Here is a 24,232-nt window from a genome sequence, read left to right as displayed (position 1 = left end):
TTCGCCTGTGATTGACCCAGCTATCAAGCAAGAACTCGCTGGCTACCGCCAATCGATCGATAATATCGATGCGGCTCTGGTGCATATGCTTGCCGAACGGTTCCGCTGCACCAAAGCGGTTGGCGTGCTCAAAGCCCTACACGACCTTCCGCCTGCCGATCCGGCGCGCGAGGAATACCAGATCGAGCGTTTGCGGCGGCTTGCCCACGATGCCGATCTGGACCCGGATTTCGCTGAGAAGTTCCTGAACTTCATCATCAAGGAAGTCATCCGGCATCATGAAGCCATTGCCGCCGAACATGGCGGTCAAACCGAACAGACCGCCTGACGGCGGCCTCAACAAAAACCGGTCCGCCAAAGCGGGCCAAAGACCCTAAGGAGTAACTCATGTCCCTCAAGATTCGTCTCGCTCGCGGCGGTTCCAAGAAGCGTCCTTATTACCACATCGTCGTTGCCGACGCCCGCAGCCCGCGCGATGGCCGCTTCCTGGAAAAGCTCGGTTCCTGGAACCCGATGCTCGGCAAGGACAGTGAAAAGCGCGTTGAACTCGACATCGAGCGCGTCAAGGAATGGCTTGCCAAGGGTGCACAGCCGACTGACCGCGTTCTGCGTTTCCTTGATCAGGCCGGCCTTGCCAAGCGCGACGCCCGCAGCAACCCGGAAAAGGCAAAGCCGGGCAAGAAGGCTCAGGAACGCGCTGCTGAGAAGGCTCAGAAGGCTGCTGACGCTGCCGAAGCTGCTGCCTGATCTTGCTTTGTGCACCCTTGGGCAGACCGTGGCCTGAGGTTGAACAGCATGAAAACAATCAGCATCATGCAGCATCTTTCATGATTTTGATGAAGGCTGATGGTGCCAGAATGCTTTTATCGACGGGCGGCATGGGATCATGTCGCCCGTTTGCCGTTGAAAGTCTTTTGCAGTTTGCTCCGAAAACCGATGGCCTGTTTTCTGAAATCCTGCTTAAAAGGCTCAAACCTTCTCTGTCCAAGCAGGGGCTTTGATGAGCAAACTTGAAAATCCCGTATTGATGGGTGTGATCGGTGCAGCGCAGGGGCTGCGCGGCGAAGTCAGGGTCAAGGTCTTTACCGCCGATCCACTGGCCTTTGGCGATTATGGCCATTTACACAGTGCCGATGGTCGGGTTTTCGAAGTGCTCGATCTGCGCGAGGCCAAGAATGTCGTCATTGTCCGTTTTCGCGGCGTCAATGACCGCACTGCCGCTGAGGCGCTGAATGGGCTGGAGCTTTTCATCGACCGCAATGCGCTGCCCGATGAAGATCTCGATGAGGACGAATTTTTCTATGCGGATCTCGAAGGTCTGGATGTTTTCGACGCAAGCGGCAAAAGCTATGGCGCGGTAACCGCCGTTTTCGATTTCGGCGCTGGCGATCTTCTGGAGGTCAAAGGGCCGGGCAAGCGCCCCGTTCTCATCCCCTTTTCCGAAGCGGCGGTACTGGAAATCGATCTCGAGGCCGGCAAGCTGCTGATCGATCCGATTGCCGCCGGCCTTGTCGATGAAAATCCCGATGACCCTTTCGATCCGGAAGGACGCATCGACAGGAAGGGACCGCAGAAGAAAAATCCGGGCAGCAAAGGCGACGGCGCATGAGCTTTCATGCGACGGTGCTGACGCTCTACCCGGAGATGTTTCCCGGTCATCTCGGCCATTCCCTTGCCGGACGGGCGCTGGAGCGCGGCGACTGGCGAATGACGACGGTGCAGATCCGCGATTTTGCCCTCGACAGGCATCGCAGTGTCGATGACACCCCCGCAGGCGGCGGCGCGGGCATGGTTCTGCGACCCGATGTGCTGGCGCGCGCCATTGATTCTGTCGCGGATGACAGCCGTCCGCGGCTGTTGATGAGCCCGCGCGGACGACCGCTCACCCAGGCCCGCGTGCGCGAACTGGCGAGCGGCGATGGGGCTGTGATCGTCTGCGGACGGTTTGAGGGCGTGGATCAACGCGTCATCGATGCCCGTCAACTGGAAGAGGTCTCGATCGGCGACTACATTCTCTCCGGCGGCGAACCGGCGGCGCTGATCCTGCTCGATGCGGTCGTGCGCATTCTTCCCGGCGTCATGGGCAACGATCTCTCCGGCCTGCATGAAAGCTTCGAGGACGGTCTTCTTGAACATCCGCATTATACAAGGCCGCAGACCTTCGAGGAACGGGAGATCCCCGCCGTGCTGACCTCCGGCAATCACAAGGCCATCGACCTCTGGCGGCAGGAGGAAGCCTTGCGACTGACCCGTGAACGCCGCCCGGATTTGCTGGTTTCCAGGAAAAATCCGTGACGAAGGGATGACAAGCGGGTAGAATTGGTGTATGGCCACGCCCGGAAATGGGTGAGCTTTATGTTCTCCCGTCTGCCAAAACAAAGAACCGCGTAACCGCTCCCGCCTGATGGCGTATCCCTGCGGCAAGGACTTAAGGGATAGTGTTGAGCGCTCTGGCTGTTTCAGAAGAACGTGAAAAGGTAAGACCATGAACATCATTCAGCAGCTGGAAGCCGAACAGGCCGCCAAGATCGAAGCCCAGCGCAAGCTTCCCGAATTTTCTCCCGGCGACACGCTGCGCGTCAACGTCAAGGTTACGGAAGGCAACCGTACCCGCGTACAGGCCTATGAAGGCGTATGCATTGCCCGTTCCGGCGGTGGCCTGAACGAAAACTTCACCGTCCGCAAGATCTCCTATGGCGAAGGCGTCGAGCGCGTTTTCCCGGTCTATTCGCCGCTGGTTGAAAGCGTCGAAGTGGTTCGCCGCGGTAAGGTTCGCCGCGCCAAGCTCTACTACCTGCGCGACCGTCGCGGCAAATCTGCCCGTATCGTCGAAAACACCGGCACCCGCGCCCGCAAGCTCAACGAAGCAGAACGTGCCGCTATCGCCGAGGAAAAGGCTCGCATCGAAGCTGAAAAGCTGGCTGCCGCTCAGGCTTTGGCCGCTGAAAAGGCTGCTGCTGAAGCCGCCGAAGCTGCAAAGGCTGCCGAGGGTTCGGCTGAATAAGCCTTATGTAACAGGCAAAATGAAAAGGCGGCCTTTACGGCCGCCTTTTTTATAGGCTGATTGCGGGATCGAAGACCGCATCGGCGTTTTCTGAAAGCCGGTGCACCGTGTGTTGTTCAAGCGCTCTGGTCAACTGGTTGACATCGCCCTGCAACGCATCCGGCGCAATCAGATTGCCGATGGTGAAGTCGAAGCGACGGCCTTTCTTGTTCAACAACTCATAGAACACGGTCATGTCGCGCAATTCGGTTGACCAGTTGGCGAACCAGTAGAACAGGCCGGAATTGCGTGCCTTCATATGCACCGGCAGGATCGGCAGATTGTATTTGCGGGCAAGACCGATGGCAGAGGTTTTCCACGGCCGTTCATTCAACCTTCCATCGGCCCAATAGGCGATGCGGCCTGAGGGAAACAGAATGGCGACCTTGCCTTCTTCGATGGCCTGATTGGTCAGAACAAGCGTCTCACGCGTCTTCAGCTTGGATTTATACTGTTCGCGCCACTCGACCGGAATGATCATTTCAACGAAGCGGGGATTGACGCGGGCGGCGTCACGATTGGCGAAGACCACCATATCGGGCCGACTGTCCTTCAACAGATCGAACATGGCCACACCATCGGCAATGCCGGTCGGATGATTGCTGACCAGCAGAAAGCCGCCCTTTTCCGGAATACGTTCCCGGTTGGTGACGTGAAGATCGAGATTGAGCAGCTTGCTCATGTAATCGAAGGACTGAAAGCCGGAGAGACCTTCGATCGCATTGGCGAAATCGATCGCGCGGTCATAGCGCAGTAGCGTGTAGAGAAACGGTCGCAGCACTGGCCAGAGCGGATGATTGACGATGCGCGTTCCGCGTTCGGCAATCAGCGTATCAACGATATGGCCGGGTTTCCCATGGGAGACGAGGCTGAGCGTTTCGGCAATCTGGCCAAGCATGGTGTGGGATGACTTTTGCGGCACGGGACCTGGCGCTCCTTAGGCAGACGAATGTGAAAAGCGGCGGCGAAGAAAGAGAAATCGTTCATTCTTCCCTAACGGCTCTTCCTCAATGTGGTGCTTTAACTGGCAAAGCAAAGGGGTGTTTCTGTGACGGACCTGGTTATGATCGCCGCTGACGATCTGTTGATGGAACGGCAGCAGTGGCTTGCCAATTTAAGAGCAGAACGCAGGCTTGCGGACAATACACTTGATGCTTACGAACGCGATACCAGACAATTTCTTCACTTTCTCAGCGGGCATTTGGGCGGGCCTCCCTCGATTTCGGAGATTTCTGCGTTACGCCCAGCCGATCTGCGCGCCTTTCTTGCCTTCCGGCGAAAGCATGGCGATGGCGCGCGTTCACTTGGCCGTCACCTTGCCGGGGTGCGTTCGCTGTTGAAATTTCTGGAGCGCAAGGGGCTGGTCAATGCCACCAGCGCATCGGCCATTCGTTCGCCTCGCCAGCCGAAGTCGTTGCCCAAACCTCTGTCGCCAGAGCAGGCGCTGAAAACCGTTGCCGCCGACAGCCAGATGCAGGAGGAAGCCTGGATTGCCGCGCGCAACAGTGCCGTTCTCGCGCTGCTTTACGGCTGCGGATTACGTATCGGTGAAGCGCTCTCGCTCACACCCGCCGATCTGCCAGAGACAGCGACGGTGCTGAGGATCAACGGCAAGGGTGGAAAGACGCGGATCGTCCCGCTTCTGCCGGCCGTGCTCACAGAGATCAATCGCTATCGCAGCCTCTGCCCCTACCCGCTCGCGCCCCGCGAGCCGATGTTCCGCGGCGCCAGAGGAGGACCTGTGCATGCCGCCATCATCCAGCGCGACATGCAGCGCCTGCGCTCTGCGCTCGGCTTGCCGGACACTGCTACACCTCATGCGCTGCGCCATTCCTTTGCCACGCATTTGCTGAGCGGCGGCGGGGATTTGCGCTCCATTCAGGAATTGCTCGGCCATGCCAGCCTGTCAACCACGCAGGTCTATACCGGCGTCGATGCCAGGCGTCTGATGGATGTCTATGCCCGCACCCACCCAAGAGCAGTCACAGCAAAAGCGTGACGCGGTTTCGTGTCAGGAACTGACCTAGTGGTCTGATCGTAACATTTGCTACCGATTGCTGCACCGTTGAGTGCAAATGTTACGATCATAAAGACCACTCGCTATCACTATGTTTCTAGTGGATTTTTAAGAATTTGACATTTGATCTCAGAGGGTGCCGCAAATGGGTATCTAATGTCAAATTCAATCCACTAGCTTAAGGTTTTGTTAAAAGCTGGTCTGCTTAACCGGATCATCTAAAGCCAGAGGATAGCCAAGGGATGGCGGACATGATGCAGAGCCTGCACGGGCATAAAACAGCCGAGCCTCGTCATTGGCGTCGTATCATGGTGCTGGCGGAGGGTGTTTGCTCCGCCATTCCGTTGATGCTCCTGTTGCTACTGCTCTTTACGCTTGCCTTTGCTGCGAGCGCCCGGGCCGATAACTCCACGGTCTGTACCGGCCATAACCTCCTGCCTCAGATGGAGGCTGAGCAGCCGAAGCTCTATCAGTCGATTGTCGATCAGGCGGCCAAGGTTGAAAATGGCAGGACGATCTTCTGGAAAATAGAAAAACCAGGCATCAAACCCTCTTATCTGCTTGGCACCATGCATGTCACTGACCCGCGGGTGCTGGCCATGCCAAAGGGGGCAGAGGCAGCTTTTCAGCAAACCGACACGATCATCGTCGAATCCGATGAAATTCTCGATGACAAGAAGGCGGCTGCAGCACTTCTGGCCCATCCCGATCTGACAATGTTTACGGACGGCTCAACCTTGACCAGCCACCTGACACCACAGCAGGCCGAAGAGCTGGATGCCGGATTGAAAAAACGCGGCCTCAGCCTGTCCGCCGTCAACAAGATGAAGCCGTGGATCATTTCCAGCTTTGTCTCGCTACCGGCCTGTGAACTGGCCCGGAAGGCCAAGGGGGCTGATTTTCTCGACAAGCGACTGGCGGAAAATGCCGCCAAGGATGGCAAGAAAGTTGTCGGCCTTGAAACCTTTGCCGAACAGTTGCAGGCGATGAACGATCTGCCTTTGAAATTTCATCTGACATCGTTGATCGAGACGCTACAACTGGGCGACAGGATGAGCGATATCATGGAAACCATGACCGATCTCTATCTCAAGGGTGATGTTGGCATGATCATGCCGATGCTTGAGGCGGTGGACCCAGACAAGGGAGCGGACAAGGAAAACGGCTATGCCGCTTTTGAAAAACGCATTGTGCTGGACCGTAACAGGATTATGGCTGAGCGGGCGGCTCCTGATCTCGCCAAAGGCAATGTATTCATGGCCGTAGGCGCCATGCATCTGCCGGGGCCGGACGGCGTGGTCGCTCTGCTGGAAAAACAGGGCTTCAAACTCACCCCGCTATAGCAACGAGCGAAAAAGTGGTCAGCGCTTTTTCGCGAGAGCATTTCCAGGGAAAGTGCATAGCGGTTTTCCGTCCGTAAAAGCTCAAAGGGCATATCCAGTAAAAAAGCGCGAATTTGCCATGTGCAAATCCGCGCTCTTATGAAAATTTTCTCGTCGTGACGACGCCGGATGCTTATCCGTGCATCAACACACCGTTCAGGTGTGTGAGCTCCATGAGAAAATGCTCGAGCTTTGTCCGGTGCTCATGATGCTCGGCATCGTCCAGTTCGGCCTTGGCTGCATCAATCCGCTTCAACAGCGTGTCACGGTTCATATCTTCCACCGAAACAGCGCTCTCAGCAAGCAGAATGCACCCTGTCGGGGTGATGTCGGCAAAGCCGCCAAAGACAACATATTTTGTCGTGCGACCTGTAGAGAACTCAACCGTGACAACACCGGGCTTGATGGTGGTCATTGTCGGTGCGTGGTGAGCCATGACGGTCATCTCGCCATCGGTTGCAGGAATGACAACCTGCTTGACCTGCTCCGAGACCAAGAGACGCTCCGGCGAAACGAGTTCAAAATTGAAATTATCGGCCATGGCTATTCACTTCTTTAAGGAGGCAAGAAAAGGCGCAGTCACAATAAACTGCACCCTTTTCCATAATCAGGCAGCGACGGCTGCCAGTTTTTTAGCCTTTTCAATGGCTTCATCCATGGAGCCAACCATGTAGAAAGCCGCTTCCGGCAGATGGTCATAGTCGCCATTGACCAGGCCCTTGAATCCCTTGATCGTGTCTTCCAGCGAAACCAGCTTACCAGGCGAGCCGGTGAAGACTTCTGCAACGTGGAAGGGCTGCGACAGGAAGCGCTCGATCTTACGGGCGCGAGCAACCGTCTGCTTGTCGTCTTCAGACAGTTCGTCCATGCCGAGGATGGCGATGATGTCCTGCAGGGCCTTATAACGCTGCAATGTCGACTGCACCTTACGGGCCACTTCATAATGCTCTTCACCGATGATCATCGGGTCAAGCATACGCGAGGTGGAGTCAAGCGGGTCAACGGCAGGGTAGATGCCCTTTTCAGCGATGGAGCGCGACAGAACGGTCGTTGCATCCAGATGCGCGAAGGACGTTGCCGGAGCCGGGTCGGTCAGGTCGTCGGCAGGAACATAAATCGCCTGAACCGAGGTAATCGAACCCTTGGTCGTGGTGGTGATGCGTTCCTGCAGGGCGCCCATGTCGGTTGCCAGCGTCGGCTGATAACCAACGGCAGACGGAATACGGCCAAGCAGAGCCGAGACTTCGGAGCCTGCCTGGGTGAAGCGGAAGATGTTGTCGACGAAGAAGAGAACGTCCTGCCCCTTGTCGCGGAAATCTTCAGCAATCGTCAGACCGGTCAAAGCAACGCGTGCGCGTGCGCCCGGCGGCTCGTTCATCTGGCCGTAAACCAGAGCGCACTTGGAACCAGCGGCAGAACCGCCGTTTTCATGCGGATCGACATTGACCTTGGATTCGATCATTTCGTGGTAAAGGTCGTTGCCTTCGCGGGTGCGTTCACCCACGCCGGCAAATACCGAGTAACCACCATGCGCCTTGGCGACGTTGTTGATCAGTTCCATGATCAGAACGGTCTTGCCGACGCCTGCGCCACCGAAGAGGCCGATTTTGCCGCCCTTGGCGTAAGGCGCAAGAAGATCGACGACCTTGATGCCGGTGACCAGAATCTGGGCTTCCGTCGACTGCTCGATATATTCAGGAGCAGGCTGGTGAATGGCGCGGCGGGCCTGTGTCGGAACCGGGCCAAGCTCGTCAACCGGCTCACCGATAACGTTCAGGATACGACCAAGCGTTTCGTCACCGACCGGAACCGAAATCGGTGCGCCGGTGTCGGATACGGGCTGGCCGCGCACCAGACCTTCGGTGGAGTCCATGGCAATGGTGCGGACCTGGTTTTCACCGAGATGCTGGGCCACTTCGAGAACCAGGCGGTTGCCGCCATTATCGACTTCCAAGGCATTCAGGATCGGCGGCAGAGAGCCGTCGAAGACCACATCGACGACAGCGCCGATAACCTGGGTCACCTTGCCGGCGGCGGGAGATGTCTGGGCCATGTTCTTACCCTCTTTCTAGCTCAGAGCGCTTCCGCGCCCGCAATGATTTCAATCAGTTCTGTGGTGATCTTGGCCTGACGCTGGCGGTTGTAGGAGAGCGTCAGCTTGTTGATCATTTCCCCGGCGTTTCGCGTCGCATTGTCCATGGCGCTCATCTTGGCGCCCATTTCACCAGCGACATTTTCCAGAAGCGCAGTGAAGATCTGGACAGAGATGTTGCGCGGAATGAGATCGGCGAGGATCGCACCGGCATCGGGTTCATAGTCATAGATGGCCGTGTTGGCACCGGTATCGGTATCGGCTTGGCCGCCAGCCTGAGCCGGAATGAGCTGCTGTGCCGTCGGAATCTGGCTGATCACCGATTTGAACTGCGAATAGAACAGCGTGCAAACGTCAAACTCACCCTTGTCGAACATGGCGATCAGCTTGCGGCCAATGGCATCGGCATTTTCAAAGCCGATGCGCTTGACGTCGCGCAACTCGGTACGATCAACGATCAGTGCGGCAAATTCACGACGCAGACTGTCATAACCCTTTTTGCCAACGCAATAGATCTTGACCGTCTTGCCTTCAGCAAGAAGACGACGGGCATGATCGCGGGCAAAGCGGGCGATCTGCGAGTTGAAGCCGCCGCACAAACCGCGTTCGGCGGTGCAGACGACGAGAAGATGCACATCGTCCTTGCCGGTTCCGGTCATCAGTCTCGGCACACCTTCACCGCTGCCAACCGCCTGGGCAATATTGGCCAGAACGGCATTCATGCGTTCGGAATAGGGCCGGGCAGCCTCGGCCGCCTCCTGCGCGCGACGCAGCTTCGCCGCGGCGACCATTTTCATCGCCTTGGTGATTTTCTGCGTCGCCTTAACGGAGGCGATCCGGTTTTTCAGATCCTTAAGTGAAGGCATCCGTTATCCGTCCTTGGCTTAAGAGCAATCAGGCAAACGTCTTGGCGAAGGCATCAAGTGCAGACTTGAGCTTGGCCTTGGTGTCGTCGCTGATGGCTTTTTCGGTGCGAATGGCGTCCAGAATGGCCTTGCCTTCGCCGCGCATATAGCCGAGCAGAGCCTGCTCGAACTTGCCGACCTGGGCAACGCTCAACTTGTCGAGATAGCCGTTAACGCCGGCAAAGATCACGACAACCTGTTCCTCGGTTTTAAGCGGCGAGAACTGCGGCTGCTTCAGAAGTTCGGTCAGACGCGCGCCACGGTTCAACAGGCGCTGGGTTGCAGCGTCAAGGTCGGAACCGAACTGGGCGAAGGCGGCCATTTCACGATACTGGGCAAGCTCGCCCTTGATCGAACCGGCAACCTGTTTCATCGCCTTGATCTGGGCAGAGGAGCCAACGCGCGAAACCGAAAGACCGACGTTCACAGCCGGGCGGATACCCTGATAGAACAGGTCCGTTTCCAGGAAGATCTGACCATCGGTGATCGAGATGACGTTCGTCGGAATAAAGGCCGAGACGTCATTGCCCTGGGTTTCGATAACCGGCAGAGCCGTCAGCGAACCGGCGCCACGCTCGTCAGAGAGCTTGGCGGCGCGCTCGAGCAGACGCGAATGCAGGTAGAAAACGTCGCCCGGATAGGCTTCGCGGCCCGGCGGACGGCGCAGGAGCAGCGACATCTGACGATAGGCAACAGCCTGTTTCGACAGGTCGTCATAGGCGATCAGCGCGTGCTGGCCATTGTCACGGAAATATTCGCCCATGGCGCAACCGGCGAAGGGTGCGAGATACTGCATCGGCGCCGGATCGGAGGCCGTTGCGGCGATCACGATCGAATATTTCAGCGCGCCACGCTCTTCGAGAACCTTGACGAACTGGGCAACGGTCGAACGCTTCTGGCCAACAGCGACGTAGACGCAATAAAGCTTGTCGTTGTCCGGACCGTTGTCATGGATCGGCTTCTGATTGAGGAAGGTATCGAGAATGATCGCGGTCTTGCCGGTCTGGCGGTCACCGATCACCAACTCACGCTGGCCACGGCCGACCGGGATCAGGGCGTCGATAGCCTTGAGGCCGGTGGACATCGGCTCATGCACCGACTTGCGCGGAATGATGCCGGGAGCCTTGACGTCGACGCGAGAGCGGCGGGACGTGTTGATCGGACCCTTGCCGTCGATCGGGTTGCCGAGCGCATCGACGACGCGGCCGAGCAGTTCCGGACCGACCGGCACGTCAACGATGGCGCCGGTGCGCTTGACGGTGTCGCCTTCCTTGATGTCGCGGTCGGAGCCGAAGATAACCACGCCGACATTGTCGGATTCGAGGTTGAGGGCCATGCCGCGAATGCCGCCGGGGAACTCGACCATTTCACCGGCCTGAACATTGTCCAGACCATAGACGCGGGCAATGCCGTCGCCGACGGAAAGAACCTGGCCGACTTCGGAAACTTCGGCTTCCTGACCAAAGTTCTTGATTTGATTTTTCAGAATTGCGGAAATTTCCGCGGCGCGGATATCCATCAGCCAACCTCTTTCAGTGCAAGCTTAAGGGTGGAAAGTTTTGTGCGAAGAGACGTGTCGATCTGGCGTGAACCGATCTTGACGATCATGCCTCCAAGAAGGGAAGGGTCGACCGTCAGGGAGAGCGCGACAGATTTTCCTGTGATGCTCTTCAGCGCATCTTTCAATTCAGTTTCCTGTGCGGGGCTCAACGCATGGGCCGAGGAGACCTCGGCTGCGATTTCGCCGCGGTGACGCGCGAGAGCGGCGCGATAGGCGGTGATCATGCCGGAAACGGCAAAAAGGCGGCGATTGCCCGCCACGACTTTGAGAAAATTCGTCACGAGGCGGCCAAGGCCGGCCTTGTCACACAGAGAGGCGACGGCTGCCACCTGATCTTCTGCGGTGAAGACAGGGCTTTTGACCAGACGCTGCAAATCCTCGCTCATATCGATCATCGCCTGAAACCGATCGAGATCGGAACCGACGGCATCGATTGCACCTTCTTCCAGCGCAAGCTCGAACAAGGATGATGCGTAACGCTCGGCAACGGCGGACGTGAGCTGTAAATGATCTGCCACGGGCGCAATATTCCCTGATCTGGAACCAAAAGGATCATTAAGCGCGCAAGGCGCTAGACCCGTTTGATATCGTTTACGTTTTCCCCCGGAAACACAAACAGTGAGGCTTGCGTTGTCCAAAATTCGCGGTCCGTCTAGCATAGGATACCGGGACCTGCAACACGCCTATTACCCGATTGAGCGGCAGGAGCAACCCAGTTTTGACGATTTTGTGATCCGGTTGCGCAAATTCATACCATTGACATGGCATTTTTCAAATCTCGTCAACGGCTATGATCCGTCAGGCGACAGGTATGAGGCATAAAGGGGACGCCAATGATCGACAAGCTGGAATATTTTCTGGTTCTGGCCAGGGAGCAGCATTTTGGCCGCGCTGCAGAAGATTGCGGCATTTCGCAGCCGACGCTATCGGCGGCGATCCGCCAGCTGGAAGATCAGCTGGGGGTCATCCTGATCAATCGCGGCTCCCGGTTTCAGGGTCTGACCCCGGAAGGGCAGCGGGTTCTCGAATGGGCGCGGCGTATCGTGGCCGATACGCGCACGCTCAGGGAGGAAATGCGCGCGACACGCACCGGCCTTGCCGGTCATCTTCGTCTGGCCGTCATACCGACGGCGCTATCCATGGTGCACCGGCTGACGGAGCCATTTCAGGCGCGCCATCCGGCTGTCACCTTTCAGATCCTCTCGCGCAATTCTCTGCAGGTGCTGAGCCTGATCGAAAATCTCGAAGTGGATGCCGGGATCACCTATTTGAATGACGAGCCCCTGGGGCGGGTCACGTCGGTTTCTCTTTATAGTGAGCGATATCATCTGATCACTGCGTCCGGCACACCGCTTGCGGACAGAGACAATGTGCGCTGGGAGGAACTCGCCGGTCTTCGCCTTTGCCTATTGACGCCAGACATGCAGAACCGCCGGATCATCAATCAACACTTCACCGAGGCGGGCATCGAGCCGAAACCCACACTGGAATCCAATTCGATGATCGTGCTCTTTTCCCATATCCGCACGGGTCAATGGGCCTCGATCATGCCAAGAAACCTCGCGGAATCCTTTGGTTTTCCAGAGCAAATCCGGATGATCCCGATCGTCGAGCCGGTCGCTGAACATACGGTCGGCCTTGTGGCGACCCATCGGGAGCCGCATACGCCGCTGGTTTCGGCGTTGCTGCACCAGGCAAAGCAGTTCGCGGAAGCGAGATAGTTTGATAGTTTTTTTCTATCGCGTAACGGAACCGCGATATTGATTTTCCTCTGAGTTCCCGCTCATCCTGTCGTTGAATTGGCAATTGCAATGTTTGCGATGTGTTTATGATTTTCATAAGAGATGCACGGCATGATTGATGCCGGTCGGAAAATGAAGGCAGGGAGGCTCTTTTAATGACTATTCGTGTGGCCGCCGACGCTGAGGCGGCCCGTTTGAGCGCAATCATCGAAAGCCTGAAGCAGGTGGAGGGGCCTTTGCTGCCGATCCTTCATGCGGTTCAGGCAGAATTTGGCCATATTCCCGAAGGCGCCAAGGATGTGATCGCCAAGGCACTGAACCTGTCGCGCGCCGAAGTGCATGGCGTGGTCAGCTTCTATCATGATTTTCGCGCTGAGCCTGCCGGGCGGCATGTGCTGAAACTCTGTCGGGCGGAAGCCTGTCAATCCATGGGCTCTGAGCCTCTGGCAGAACGGGTGAAGGCGCTTCTCGGCATCGACTGGCATGAAACAACGGCGGATGGGAGAGTGACGCTGGAGCCGGTTTTCTGTCTCGGGTTATGCGCCTGCGCTCCTGCGGCCATGCTGAATGATGAGGTTCATGGCCGGTTGGACGAGCACTGTCTCACCGGTCTCCTTGCGGAGGCCCGGCAATGAGCGTGACTGTTTTCATTCCCCGTGATGCCGCCGCTCTCGCTGTCGGCGCGGATAAGGTGGCGGCTGCCATCCGGAAAGAGGCGGCAGAGCGTAAGCTGGACGTGACCATTGTCCGCAACGGCTCGCGCGGTCTTCTCTGGCTGGAAACGCTGGTGGAAGTGCGCACAGGCCATGGCCGTATCGCCTATGGCCCGGTCAAGCCATCCGATGTGCCATCACTGTTCGATGCCGGGTTTCTGACCGGCGCGAATCATCCACTCTGTCATGGCATGACAGCGGAGATGCCCTTCCTCAAGAACCAGACGCGGCTCACCTTTTCCCGCTGCGGCATTACCGATCCGCTGTCGCTTGACGATTACCGCCATTACAAGGGTCTGACCGGCCTGGAAAAGGCCATCACCTATACCCCGTCGGATATTGTCACCCTGGTGACGCAAAGCGGTCTTCGCGGGCGCGGCGGTGCGGGCTTCCCGACAGGCATCAAATGGAAGACCGTGGCCGACGCCAAAGCGGATCAGAAATATATCGTCTGCAATGCCGATGAGGGCGACAGCGGCACCTTTGCCGACCGCATGATCATGGAAGGCGATCCCTTCGTGCTGATCGAAGGCATGATCATTGCCGGGATCGCGGTTGGCGCCACCAAGGGCTATGTCTATACCCGTTCGGAATATCCGCATGCGATTGCCACGATGCAGGCAGCCATCGAGATTGCTCGGAAAAACGGTCTTCTTGGACCATCGGTTCTGGGTTCGCCCCATGCCTTCGACATGGAAGTGCGCGCGGGAGCTGGCGCCTATGTCTGCGGAGAAGAAACCTCGCTTTTGAACAGTCTCGAAGGCAAGCGCGGCGTGGTGCGGGCCAAGCCACCGCTTCCGGCGCTGGAAGGCCTGTTCGGCAGGCCAACCGTGGTTAACAACGTCATGTCGCTCGCCTCCATTCCGGTGATCCTCGACCGGGGCGCGCAGTTCTACCGCGATTACGGCGTCGGCAAATCGCATGGCACGATCCCGATCCAGATTGCCGGCAATGTCAAATATGGCGGGCTTTACGAGACCGCTTTCGGCCTGACGCTGGGCGAAATCGTCAACGAGATCGGCGGCGGCACAGCATCCGGTCGTCCGGTCAAGGCAGTGCAGGTCGGCGGTCCTCTGGGGGCGTATTTCCCGCCCTCGCTGTTTGATACCGTCTTCGATTACGAGGCCTTTGCTGCGGCAGGCGGATTGATCGGCCATGCGGGTATTGTCGTCTTCGACGATACGGCGGATATGCTGAAACAGGCCCGTTTCGCCATGGAATTCTGTGCGGTGGAAAGCTGCGGAAAATGCACGCCCTGCCGCATCGGCTCGACACGCGGTGTTGAAACGGTGGACCGGATTGCCAAGGGCATCGAGCCGGAAAAGAACAAGGCCCTGCTCGAAGACCTGTGCAATACGATGAAATTCGGCTCGCTCTGTGCCTTGGGCGGCTTCACCCCCTATCCGGTGATGAGTGCTCTGACACATTTCCCGGAGGATTTTCAGCCGGCCCCCCTTATTGAAGCTGCGGAGTAATCTCCATGTCTCTCATTGATGAAATCGACTACGGCACTCCTGCTTCCAGATCGACCGAGATGGTCACCTTGACCATTGACGGGCGTGAGGTGACGGTTCCTTCCGGCACTTCGATCATGCGCGCCTCGATGGAAGCGGGCATTCAGGTGCCGAAACTCTGTGCCACCGATATGGTCGATGCTTTCGGCTCCTGTCGTCTCTGTCTGATCGAGGTTGAGGGGCGCAACGGCACGCCAGCCTCCTGCACCACGCCGGTTGCGCCGGGCCTTGTCGTCCATACCCAGACGGAACGGCTCAAACAGATCCGCAAAGGGGTGATGGAGCTTTACATCTCTGACCATCCGCTCGACTGTCTGACCTGCGCCGCCAATGGCGATTGCGAATTGCAGGATATGGCAGGAGCGGTCGGGTTGCGCGACGTGCGCTACGGTTATGAAGGCGACAATCACGTCAAGGCGCGGGAAGCGACGGGCGACATCAATGCCCGCTTCATGCCGAAAGACGAGTCGAACCCCTATTTCACCTATGACCCATCGAAATGCATCGTCTGTTCGCGCTGCGTGCGCGCCTGCGAAGAGGTGCAGGGCACGTTTGCGCTGACCATAGAAGGCCGTGGCTTTGACAGCCGGGTGTCACCCGGCGCGCATGAAGCATTTCTTCAATCGGAATGCGTCTCCTGCGGGGCCTGCGTGCAGGCCTGTCCGACGGCGACGCTGACGGAGAAATCCGTGATCGCCATCGGTCAGCCGGAACATTCGCTCGTCACGACCTGCGCTTATTGCGGCGTCGGCTGTTCCTTCAAGGCGGAAATGCGCGGCGAAGAGCTGGTGCGCATGGTGCCGTGGAAGGATGGCAAGGCCAATCGCGGCCATTCCTGCGTCAAGGGCCGGTTTGCCTATGGCTATGCCAGCCACAAGGACCGTATCCTCAACCCGATGGTGCGCGAAAAAATCACTGACCCCTGGCGGGAGGTGAGCTGGGAAGAGGCCCTTGCTCACATCGCCTCCGAATTCAAGCGCATCCAGTATCAATATGGCCGCGATGCCGTGGGTGGTATCACCTCCTCGCGCTGCACCAATGAAGAGACCTATCTGGTGCAGAAGCTGGTGCGTGCCGGTTTCGGCAACAACAATGTCGACACCTGCGCCCGCGTCTGCCATTCGCCGACCGGTTATGGTCTCGGCCAGGCCTTCGGCACCTCGGCGGGCACGCAGGATTTCGACAGTGTCGAACATTCCGACGTGGTGCTGGTCATTGGCGCCAATCCGACTGACGGTCATCCTGTCTTCGGTTCGCGGCTGAAAAAGCGGCTGCGCAAGGGGGCGAAGCTGATCGTAATCGATCCGCGCCGCATCGATCTGGTCAAGACGCCGCATGTGGAAGCCGCCTTCCATCTGCCGCTGAAGCCCGGCACCAATGTTGCGGTGCTGACGGCGCTGGCCCATGTGATTGTCACCGAAGGGCTGGCCAACGAGGCGTTTATTCGCGAGCGCTGCGACTGGTCGGAATTCGAGGACTGGGCCGCGTTCGTCGCCGATCCGCAGCACAGCCCGGAAGAGACGGAAAAGTTTACCGGTGTTCCGGCTGCCGATCTGCGCGGGGCTGCCCGGCTTTACGCCACCGGCGGCAATGGTGCGATCTATTACGGTCTCGGTGTGACCGAGCACAGTCAGGGTTCGACCACGGTGATGGCGATTGCCAATCTCGCCATGGTCACCGGCAATATCGGTCGTCAGGGCGTCGGCGTGAACCCGTTGCGTGGGCAGAACAATGTCCAGGGCTCCTGCGACATGGGCTCCTTCCCGCATGAACTGCCGGGCTATCGCCATATTTCCGATGACGCCACCCGCGAGACCTTTGAAAAACTCTGGGGCGTGACGCTCAACAACGAGCCGGGGCTTCGCATTCCCAACATGCTGGATGCGGCGGTGGAAGGCACGTTCAAGGCGCTTTACATTCAAGGCGAGGACATTCTTCAGTCCGACCCGGATACCAAGCATGTGTCTGCCGGTCTGGCGGCGATGGAATGCGTCGTGGTGCACGATCTCTTCCTGAACGAGACCGCCAATTATGCCCATGTCTTCCTGCCGGGCTCGACCTTCCTGGAAAAAGACGGCACCTTCACCAATGCCGAACGCCGCATCAACCGGGTGCGCAAGGTGATGACGCCGAAAAACGGCTATGCCGACTGGGAAGTCACTCAGAAGATGGCGCAGGCCATGGGATTGAGCTGGAATTACAGCCATCCCTCCGAGATCATGGATGAGATTGCTGCAACCACGCCAAGCTTTGCCAGCGTTTCCTATGCCATGCTGGAGGAAAAAGGCTCGGTACAATGGCCCTGCAATGAAAAACATCCAGAAGGCTCGCCGATCATGCATGTCGACGGTTTCGTCCGCGGCAAAGGCAAGTTCATCCGCACCGAATATGTGGCGACGGACGAGCGCACCGGTCCGCGCTTCCCGCTGCTGCTCACCACGGGTCGCATTCTGTCCCAATACAATGTCGGGGCGCAGACACGGCGCACGGACAATGTCGTCTGGCATGACGAGGACCGGCTGGAAATCCATCCGCATGATGCCGAACAGCGCGGCATCAAATCCGGAGACTGGATCAAGCTTGCCAGCCGGGCGGGGGAAACCACGCTTCGCGCTCTGATCACCGATCGTGTGGCCCCGGGCGTGGTCTATACCACCTTCCACCACCCGGATACGCAGGCCAATGTCATCACCACCGATTATTCTGACTGGGCGACCAACTGTCCGGAATACAAGGTGACGGCAGTGCAGGTCTCGCCCTCGAACGGGCCGAGCGAATGGCAGCGCGATTATGAGGAGCTGACGCGCAAATCCCGCCGCATTGCCGGCAAGCTGGAAGCGGCGGAATAGGCATGGGCAAGGGCAAGAAGGCCAGCCGACAGGTGAGCGACATGCGGTTTCAGGACGGCGTTTTGACGCCGTCACACCGCAACGTGCCGGAAGAGGTACCGATTGCCTTCTCCTATGGCGGCTCGACCCACGCGGTGATGATGGCTAGTCCTGCCGATCTGGAGGATTTTGCACTCGGCTTTTCGCTGGCCGAGGGCATTGTCCGCTCGGCAGACGAAATTGTCGCCATTGAACCGGTCGAAACCGACAAGGGCATCGATGTGCAGATCCGCCTGAAAGATGCGACGGCGGATGCGTTGGTTGCCCGTCGTCGCCGCATGGCCGGGCCTGTCGGCTGCGGTCTGTGCGGCATCGAATCCATCGATCAGGCCATGCGCCCGGTGACCGCCGTGACGGACCCCGGCTGGCGTTTGACACCGCAGATGATCCGTGAGGCCATGGCGGAACTGGCCAGTCGCCAGGCGCTGAACCATGAAACCCGTGCCGTTCATGCGGCGGGATTCTATCTCGCGGGGGTTGAACCCGGTCTGGTGGCGCTGCGTGAGGATGTCGGGCGGCACAATGCGCTCGACAAGCTTTCCGGCGCTGTCTTGCGCGGCGGCTGGAAGGGGGCGGATGGCATGGTAGTCGTGACCAGCCGGTTGTCGGTGGAAATGGTGCAGAAAACCGCGTTGCTCGGTGCGCCGGTGCTTGCGGCAATTTCCGCGCCGACGGCGCTCGCCATCGAGGTGGCGGAAGCTTCCGGCATCACCCTGATCGGCATTGCCCGCGACAGGGATTTCGAGGTTTTTGTTCGGCCCGACCGGCTGGACATCGATCGTTCGGCAGATCGTCTCGATGTCCTGAAAAGACAGATGAATGGATAGAACAGGGAGGCAACGCCATGTCGCATGATGAAATCGCCGCAAAGCTTGTCCGCATGGCCAATCAGATTGCCGGTTTTTTTCGCTCGCAGCCGGAAGAGACGCAGGTGGAAGGCATAGCCAATCACATCAACAAGTTCTGGGAACCCAGAATGCGCCGCCAGTTTTTTGCGATGATCGAAGAGGGGCATGACGGATTTGATCCGCTTGTCATCCTGGCAGCCGATAAGGTCAACCGTCCTGCCGCAGTGATGGAGGTGAAAGCCTCAGCCTGAGCTGGCGTATTTATGGCAGGTGTGCCGCCATTGCCCGGCATCACCTGGGGCAGGAATACAGTTCCCGGAAGGATCGGGAAGAAGAATCTGACACCGCCCGATCCTTGACGGGCGGGTGAGACGGACAATCGCTGGGGGTTTCATGGCGATTGTTTTCATGTCTGCGCAAGCAGTGATTTGAGTATGGGCATATCTGGTCCGAGGGAGGACTCAAACGCAATGTTCGACCGACTGAAAAAACAACATATCGTCGCTGAAGACGGTTTTAACCGCTGGAAGGTTCCGCCAGCATCGATCGCCATTCATTTATGCATCGGCTCCGTTTATGCATGGAGCATTTTCAACCCGCCGCTGACCAAGGAAATGGGCGTCGTGGCCGCCTCTTCTTCGGATTGGGCGCTGCAATCTGTCGTCTGGATTTTCTCCGTTGCCATCGTGTTTCTTGGATTGGCGGCGGCTTTCGGTGGCAAATGGCTGGAAGAGGTCGGCCCGCGCATGGTCGGCGTGACGGCGGCTTTTTTATGGGGTGGTGGTTTTCTGATCGGTGGGCTGGGCATTGTCACCCACCAATTGTGGCTCTTGTATTTCGGTTACGGCGTGCTGGGCGGTTGCGGTCTGGGTCTCGGCTATGTCTCGCCGGTCTCCACTCTGATCCGCTGGTTCCCCGACCGTCGCGGCATGGCGACGGGTCTGGCGATCATGGGCTTTGGCGGCGGTGCCATGGTGGCAACCCCGATCAATGAGTGGTTGCTCGGCCTTTATTATCATGCGCCGCAATATCTTGGCGCAGAAACGGCGGTCAAGCTGGTAACCGAAGGCGGGCGCCGCATGGCCGAAGTCAACGGCCATATGGTGGAAGTGGTGACCGCCACGGCCAAGCAGCTGGCATCGGCACCTGTTGCCATGCAGCCCGGCGTTTATGTTGCCGGAACCGGCAATACCGGTGCCGCCATGACGTTCTTCACGCTCGGCATTGCCTATTTCATCGTGATGATGATTGCCGCCTTCTCCTATCGCGTGCCGCGTGAGGGCTGGAAACCGGCCGGCTGGACGCCACCGACGGCGGATGCGGCCGCCAAGCGGATGATCACCAGCCGTCATGTCGATATCGATCAGGCGCTGAAGACACCGCAATTCTACCTGCTCTGGATCGTGCTCTGCTTCAACGTTACGGCAGGCATCGGCGTCCTCAGCGTCGCCAAGACGATGATGACGGAAATCTTCGGCACGACGCTGCCCCTGGTGGTGGATTCGGCCTTTGCCGCGACTTACGTCTTCATGATTTCGGTGTTCAACATGGTGGGACGTTTCTTCTGGGCGTCGATTTCCGACTATATCGGCCGCAAGAACACCTATTTCGTCTTCTTCGTGCTGGGCATCGCGCTTTATCTCTCCGTTCCTTATGCGGCAACGCAGGTTGGCGCGCATCCGGCAGTGATGTGGCTGGTGCTGTTCTACGGCGCAACCATGATCATCTTCACCATGTATGGCGGCGGCTTCTCCACCATTCCGGCCTATCTTGCCGATATTTTCGGTACGAAATATGTCGGCGGCATTCATGGCCGCCTGCTCACCGCCTGGAGTGCGGCGGGCGTGCTCGGCCCGCTGGCCATCACCCAGCTGCGTGAAAGCTCGATTGCCGGTTCGATCAAGGCGCTGGCCGCCAAGGTCGATCCTGTCGCCTTCCAGCAGAAGTTCGGCGCCGGCATGGATCAGCTCAATCAGCTCGTTGCCAGCAAAACGGTCACCATTGCCCGTCTGATGGAAATCGCACCCGCAGGCACGACCGATCCCACACCGGGCGTCTACAACACCACCATGTATGCCATGGCCGGTCTGCTGCTGGTTGGCCTGATTGCCAATGCTCTGGTGCGCCCGGTCTCGGAAAAACATTATATGGATTCGTCCGAAACTGGAGAAGCGGCCAAGCCCGTGCGTGGCGTTGCCGGTTCTGCCAGCAAGGCCTGAGACGGTTTGGTTTTACAGCGCCGTGCGCCATATATGGCGCACAAAGGTCGCTGTAGCACATTAAATTTGCTGCATAATTTTATCCTTAACTCGATTCCGATTTAAGGAATTATGCAGTAACCTTTTGAACGAACAAAGGGCGGCGTTGAGCCGCCCTTTGTCATTGTAAGACGGTTGTGAAAGACGGTTGTCGCGCAAATGTGTTGGGTCATTGTTGCCGATACCCGTTTTACGACAGCATCTGCTGTTGAAGCCATGCCTGAAAGGACTAAGTCTATCGGGGAGTTTATCCGACGGGAGCTTTCTCATGCGCTACAATCAACTGGGACATACGGGACTTTTCGTCTCGGAACTCTGCCTTGGCACCATGACCTTCGGCCCTTCCGGCGAAGGCAGCAACTGGGGTGCGATTGCCGATGTCGATCAGGAGGCGGCGGACCAGATCGTCGAGCGCTCCATCGCAGCCGGGATCAATTTCATCGATACCGCCAATGTCTATTCCTTCGGCACCTCCGAAAAATTGCTGGGACAGGCGCTGAAAAACCTCAATATTCCTCGTAAGGATGTGGTCATCGCCACCAAATTCTACGGTATGATGGGGCCAAAGCCGAATGATCGCGGCGCCTCGCGCGGCCATATTATGGATCAGGTAGAGGCAAGTCTTGAGCGGATGCAGATCGACCATATCGATCTCTATCAGGTGCATGGCACGGATACGGTGACGCCGATCGAGGAAACCTTGCGGGCGCTGGACGATCTCGTCTCGCGCGGGCTGGTGCGCTATATCGGCCTTTCCAACTGGCAGGCCTGGCGGATCGCCAAGGCGCTCGGCATTTCCGAACGCCGGGGCTTTGCCCGCTTCGAGACGGTGCAGGCCTATTATTCGATTGCCGGCCGCGATCTGGAACGCGAGATCGTGCCGCTGTTACAGGAAGAAAAGCTGGGACTGATGGTATGGTCGCCACTGGCGGGCGGGCTGTTGTCGGGCAAATATGGTCCGGGCGCACCGGGCAATGGCGAGGGCCGCCGTGCCGCCTTCGATTTTCCGCCGGTGGACAAGGATCGTGCCTGGGCCTGCGTTGCCGTGATGCGTGAGATTGCCGAAAAACATGGCGCCAGCGTTGCCGAAGTGGCGCTTGCCTATATTCTCGCCAAGCCTTTCGTCACCAGTGTCATCATCGGGGCAAAACGGCTCGATCAACTGGAGCAGAACCTCAATGCGGTGAAACTCAGACTGGGAGACGAGGATATGCGCCGCCTTGATGAGGCAAGCGCTCTTGCCCCGGAATATCCGGGCTGGATGCTGGAACGGCAGGGGGCAGGCCGTATACCGCAGCCTTTTGTGCCGGAAAGCTGATAAAAAAAGCCGGTCAGGTTCATCCGGAACCTGACCGGCGGATCATTGGATGATCAAAGAATGATCAGGCCTGAGCGGCCTTGGACTTTTCGAACCGCTTGCGGTCATTCGGGTCCAGATAGAGCTTGCGCAGACGGATCGACTTCGGCGTGACTTCAACCAGTTCGTCGTCCTGAATCCAGGAGAGCGCGCGTTCCAGCGTGAACTTGATCGGCGGGGTGAGCTTCACGGCTTCATCCTTGCCGGCAGCGCGGATGTTGGTGAGCTTCTTGCCCTTCAGAACGTTGACGTCGAGGTCGTTGTCACGGCTGTGAATGCCGATGATCATGCCAGCATAGACCTTTTCACCGGCATCGATGATCATCGGGCCGCGATCTTCCAGGTTGAACAGGGCGTAAGCCACGGCTTCCCCGGCTTCGTTGGACAGAAGCACGCCGTTGACGCGGCCACCGATCTCACCCTTGTAAGGCTGATATTCGTGGAACAGACGGTTCATCACCGCCGTGCCGCGCGTGTCAGTCAGGAGTTCCGACTGATAGCCGATCAGGCCACGGGTCGGGGCATAGAAGCGCAGACGCACGCGATTGCCGCCGGAGGGGCGAAGCTCGACCATTTCGGCCTTGCGCTCGGACATTTTCTGCACGACCGCGCCGGAATGCTCTTCATCGACGTCGATCACCACTTCTTCGACCGGCTCCATCAACTGGCCGGTGGCTTCGTCCTTGTGCATGACGACGCGGGGACGCGACACGGCAAGTTCAAAGCCTTCGCGGCGCATGTTTTCGATCAGAACGGCAAGCTGCAATTCGCCACGGCCGGAAACGAAGAACGAATCCTTGTCCGCCGATTCTTCGATCTTCAGCGCGACATTGCCTTCGGCTTCCTTGAACAGGCGGTCACGGATGACACGGCTCGTCACCTTGTCGCCTTCGGTGCCAGCCAGCGGGCTGTCATTGACGATGAAGGACATGGTGACGGTTGGCGGGTCGATCGGCTGCGCCGTCATGGCCTGGGAGATCGAAGGATCGCAGAAGGTGTCGGCAACCGTGCCCTTGGAAAGACCGGCAATGGCGACGATGTCGCCCGCATGGGCTTCTTCGATCGGCTGACGCTCGATGCCGCGGAAGGCGAGAATCTTCGAGATACGGCCCTGTTCGATCAGATTGCCGTCCTGGCCCAAAACCTTGACAGCCTGGTTCGGCTTGATCGAGCCGGAGGCGATACGGCCGGTGATGATGCGGCCGAGGAAGTTGTTGGCTTCGAGTATCGTGCCGATCATGCGGAACGGACCTTCCTCGACGGTCGGGGCCGGAACATGCTTGACCACGAGGTCGAGCAGAGGAGCCAGACCTTCATCGGTCGGGCCTTCCGGATTGTGGTTCATCCAGCCGGCGCGGCCCGAACCATACAGGATCGGGAAGTCGAGCTGCTCATCGGTGGCATCGAGATTGGCGAAGAGGTCGAAAACCTCATTGACCACTTCATCGGCGCGGGCGTCGGGACGGTCGATCTTGTTGATGGCAACGATCGGGCGCAGGCCCACTTTCAGCGCCTTGCCGACAACGAATTTCGTCTGCGGCATCGGGCCTTCGGCGGCGTCGACCAGAACGATGGCGCCGTCCACCATGGAGAGAATGCGCTCGACCTCACCGCCGAAATCGGCGTGGCCGGGGGTGTCGACGATGTTGATGCGGGTGTCTTTCCATTCGATTGAGGTCGCCTTGGCGAGAATGGTGATGCCACGTTCTTTTTCGATGTCGTTTGAATCCATCACGCGTTCCATGACGCGCTGGTTTTCACGGAACGAGCCGGATTGTTTCAACAGCTCATCGACAAGCGTGGTTTTGCCATGGTCAACGTGCGCGATGATCGCAATATTGCGAAGGTTCATAGTCAGCTTCTCTGATGGTTCTGGCGAAAAAGCCGCAACAGGCCGATGGGCCAAGGCTAG

22 protein-coding genes are annotated in these 24,232 nt (G+C 58.3%); 15 read left to right on the top strand and 7 right to left on the bottom strand.

From position 1 onward, the window contains the following. Window positions 1-7 precede the first annotated feature (7 nt). The 5 genes from NAC44_RS13865 (at window position 8) to rplS (ending at window position 3,004) form a co-directional block, all read left to right on the top strand. Window positions 8-328, top strand: a complete 321-nt coding sequence (locus tag NAC44_RS13865) for a chorismate mutase (protein ID WP_250941672.1) — start codon at window positions 8-10, stop codon at window positions 326-328. 59 nt (window positions 329-387) lie between these two features. Next, complete coding sequence (gene rpsP, locus NAC44_RS13860) at window positions 388-747, top strand: 30S ribosomal protein S16 (protein ID WP_250941670.1); 360 nt, start codon at window positions 388-390, stop codon at window positions 745-747. A 253-nt stretch (window positions 748-1,000) separates the two neighbouring features. After that, window positions 1,001-1,609 carry a ribosome maturation factor RimM gene (gene rimM / locus NAC44_RS13855; protein ID WP_250941668.1) on the top strand — a complete coding sequence of 203 codons (609 nt, stop codon included), beginning with the start codon at window positions 1,001-1,003 and terminating at the stop codon, window positions 1,607-1,609. Further along, window positions 1,606-2,295, top strand: coding sequence for a tRNA (guanosine(37)-N1)-methyltransferase TrmD (gene trmD, locus NAC44_RS13850; RefSeq protein WP_250941666.1), 690 nt, complete (start codon window positions 1,606-1,608; stop codon window positions 2,293-2,295). Before rimM ends, trmD begins: the two co-directional genes overlap by 4 nt. A 190-nt stretch (window positions 2,296-2,485) precedes the next feature. Then, window positions 2,486-3,004 carry a 50S ribosomal protein L19 gene (rplS, locus tag NAC44_RS13845; RefSeq protein ID WP_250941664.1) on the top strand — a complete coding sequence of 173 codons (519 nt, stop codon included), beginning with the start codon at window positions 2,486-2,488 and terminating at the stop codon, window positions 3,002-3,004. A 49-nt stretch (window positions 3,005-3,053) separates the two neighbouring features. Here the strand turns inward: rplS and NAC44_RS13840 are convergent, their stop codons facing one another. Then, window positions 3,054-3,965, bottom strand: a complete 912-nt coding sequence (locus tag NAC44_RS13840; RefSeq protein WP_250941662.1) for a GNAT family N-acetyltransferase — start codon at window positions 3,963-3,965, stop codon at window positions 3,054-3,056. A gap of 141 nt (window positions 3,966-4,106) precedes the next feature. On the opposite strand from NAC44_RS13840, the gene NAC44_RS13835 reads away from it, so the two are divergent. Beyond that, window positions 4,107-5,042 carry a tyrosine recombinase XerC gene (locus NAC44_RS13835; protein WP_274706911.1) on the top strand — a complete coding sequence of 312 codons (936 nt, stop codon included), beginning with the start codon at window positions 4,107-4,109 and terminating at the stop codon, window positions 5,040-5,042. Window positions 5,043-5,302: 260 nt separating this feature from the next. Further along, window positions 5,303-6,403: a TraB/GumN family protein gene (locus NAC44_RS13830; RefSeq protein ID WP_250941658.1), complete on the top strand. Its 1,101-nt coding sequence runs from the start codon at window positions 5,303-5,305 to the stop codon at window positions 6,401-6,403. 172 nt (window positions 6,404-6,575) lie between these two features. On the opposite strand, the gene NAC44_RS13825 is transcribed toward NAC44_RS13830, so the two are convergent. The 5 genes from NAC44_RS13825 to NAC44_RS13805 form a co-directional block, all read right to left on the bottom strand. After that, window positions 6,576-6,983, bottom strand: coding sequence for a F0F1 ATP synthase subunit epsilon (locus tag NAC44_RS13825; protein ID WP_250941656.1), 408 nt, complete (start codon window positions 6,981-6,983; stop codon window positions 6,576-6,578). Window positions 6,984-7,049: 66 nt separating this feature from the next. Then, window positions 7,050-8,495, bottom strand: coding sequence for a F0F1 ATP synthase subunit beta (gene atpD, locus NAC44_RS13820; RefSeq protein WP_250941654.1), 1,446 nt, complete (start codon window positions 8,493-8,495; stop codon window positions 7,050-7,052). A 20-nt stretch (window positions 8,496-8,515) separates the two neighbouring features. Then, complete coding sequence (locus NAC44_RS13815; RefSeq protein WP_250941652.1) at window positions 8,516-9,400, bottom strand: F0F1 ATP synthase subunit gamma; 885 nt, start codon at window positions 9,398-9,400, stop codon at window positions 8,516-8,518. Window positions 9,401-9,428: 28 nt separating this feature from the next. Next, the gene (gene atpA / locus NAC44_RS13810; protein WP_250941650.1) at window positions 9,429-10,958 is read right to left on the bottom strand and encodes a F0F1 ATP synthase subunit alpha; all 1,530 of its coding nucleotides are present in this window, start codon (window positions 10,956-10,958) and stop codon (window positions 9,429-9,431) included. Then, on the bottom strand, window positions 10,958-11,518 hold the full coding sequence (locus NAC44_RS13805) for a F0F1 ATP synthase subunit delta (protein ID WP_338022089.1): 561 nt from the start codon (window positions 11,516-11,518) through the stop codon (window positions 10,958-10,960). The genes atpA and NAC44_RS13805 overlap by 1 nt, the downstream gene beginning before the upstream one ends. A 315-nt stretch (window positions 11,519-11,833) precedes the next feature. Here NAC44_RS13805 and NAC44_RS13800 point away from each other — a divergent pair, with 315 nt between their 5' ends. The 8 genes from NAC44_RS13800 (at window position 11,834) to NAC44_RS13765 (ending at window position 22,281) form a co-directional block, all read left to right on the top strand. Then, window positions 11,834-12,721: a LysR family transcriptional regulator gene (locus tag NAC44_RS13800; RefSeq protein ID WP_250941648.1), complete on the top strand. Its 888-nt coding sequence runs from the start codon at window positions 11,834-11,836 to the stop codon at window positions 12,719-12,721. Window positions 12,722-12,897: 176 nt separating this feature from the next. Next, the gene (locus NAC44_RS13795; protein ID WP_250941647.1) at window positions 12,898-13,377 is read left to right on the top strand and encodes a formate dehydrogenase subunit gamma; all 480 of its coding nucleotides are present in this window, start codon (window positions 12,898-12,900) and stop codon (window positions 13,375-13,377) included. After that, the gene (locus tag NAC44_RS13790) at window positions 13,374-14,930 is read left to right on the top strand and encodes a formate dehydrogenase beta subunit (RefSeq protein ID WP_250941645.1); all 1,557 of its coding nucleotides are present in this window, start codon (window positions 13,374-13,376) and stop codon (window positions 14,928-14,930) included. The genes NAC44_RS13795 and NAC44_RS13790 overlap by 4 nt, the downstream gene beginning before the upstream one ends. Before the next feature lie 5 nt (window positions 14,931-14,935). After that, window positions 14,936-17,818 (top strand): formate dehydrogenase subunit alpha, encoded by a 2,883-nt coding sequence (gene fdhF, locus NAC44_RS13785; RefSeq protein WP_250941643.1) that lies wholly within the window; start codon window positions 14,936-14,938, stop codon window positions 17,816-17,818. Between the two features lie 2 nt (window positions 17,819-17,820). Next, window positions 17,821-18,684 carry a formate dehydrogenase accessory sulfurtransferase FdhD gene (gene fdhD, locus NAC44_RS13780; RefSeq protein WP_420839940.1) on the top strand — a complete coding sequence of 288 codons (864 nt, stop codon included), beginning with the start codon at window positions 17,821-17,823 and terminating at the stop codon, window positions 18,682-18,684. A gap of 17 nt (window positions 18,685-18,701) precedes the next feature. After that, complete coding sequence (locus NAC44_RS13775; protein ID WP_250941642.1) at window positions 18,702-18,956, top strand: formate dehydrogenase subunit delta; 255 nt, start codon at window positions 18,702-18,704, stop codon at window positions 18,954-18,956. A gap of 219 nt (window positions 18,957-19,175) precedes the next feature. Then, window positions 19,176-20,924 carry an OFA family MFS transporter gene (locus tag NAC44_RS13770; RefSeq protein WP_250941641.1) on the top strand — a complete coding sequence of 583 codons (1,749 nt, stop codon included), beginning with the start codon at window positions 19,176-19,178 and terminating at the stop codon, window positions 20,922-20,924. Between the two features lie 307 nt (window positions 20,925-21,231). After that, complete coding sequence (locus NAC44_RS13765; RefSeq protein WP_250941639.1) at window positions 21,232-22,281, top strand: aldo/keto reductase; 1,050 nt, start codon at window positions 21,232-21,234, stop codon at window positions 22,279-22,281. Window positions 22,282-22,345: 64 nt separating this feature from the next. On the opposite strand, the gene typA is transcribed toward NAC44_RS13765, so the two are convergent. Further along, a complete protein-coding gene (typA, locus tag NAC44_RS13760; RefSeq protein ID WP_250941637.1) occupies window positions 22,346-24,172 on the bottom strand; it encodes a translational GTPase TypA in 1,827 nt (608 codons plus the stop codon). Window positions 24,173-24,232: the final 60 nt, after the last annotated feature.

Source organism: Allorhizobium sonneratiae (assembly GCF_023700755.1).
GTDB lineage: Bacteria > Pseudomonadota > Alphaproteobacteria > Rhizobiales > Rhizobiaceae > Allorhizobium > Allorhizobium sonneratiae.
This window is presented reverse-complemented; position numbering and strand designations above follow the sequence as displayed.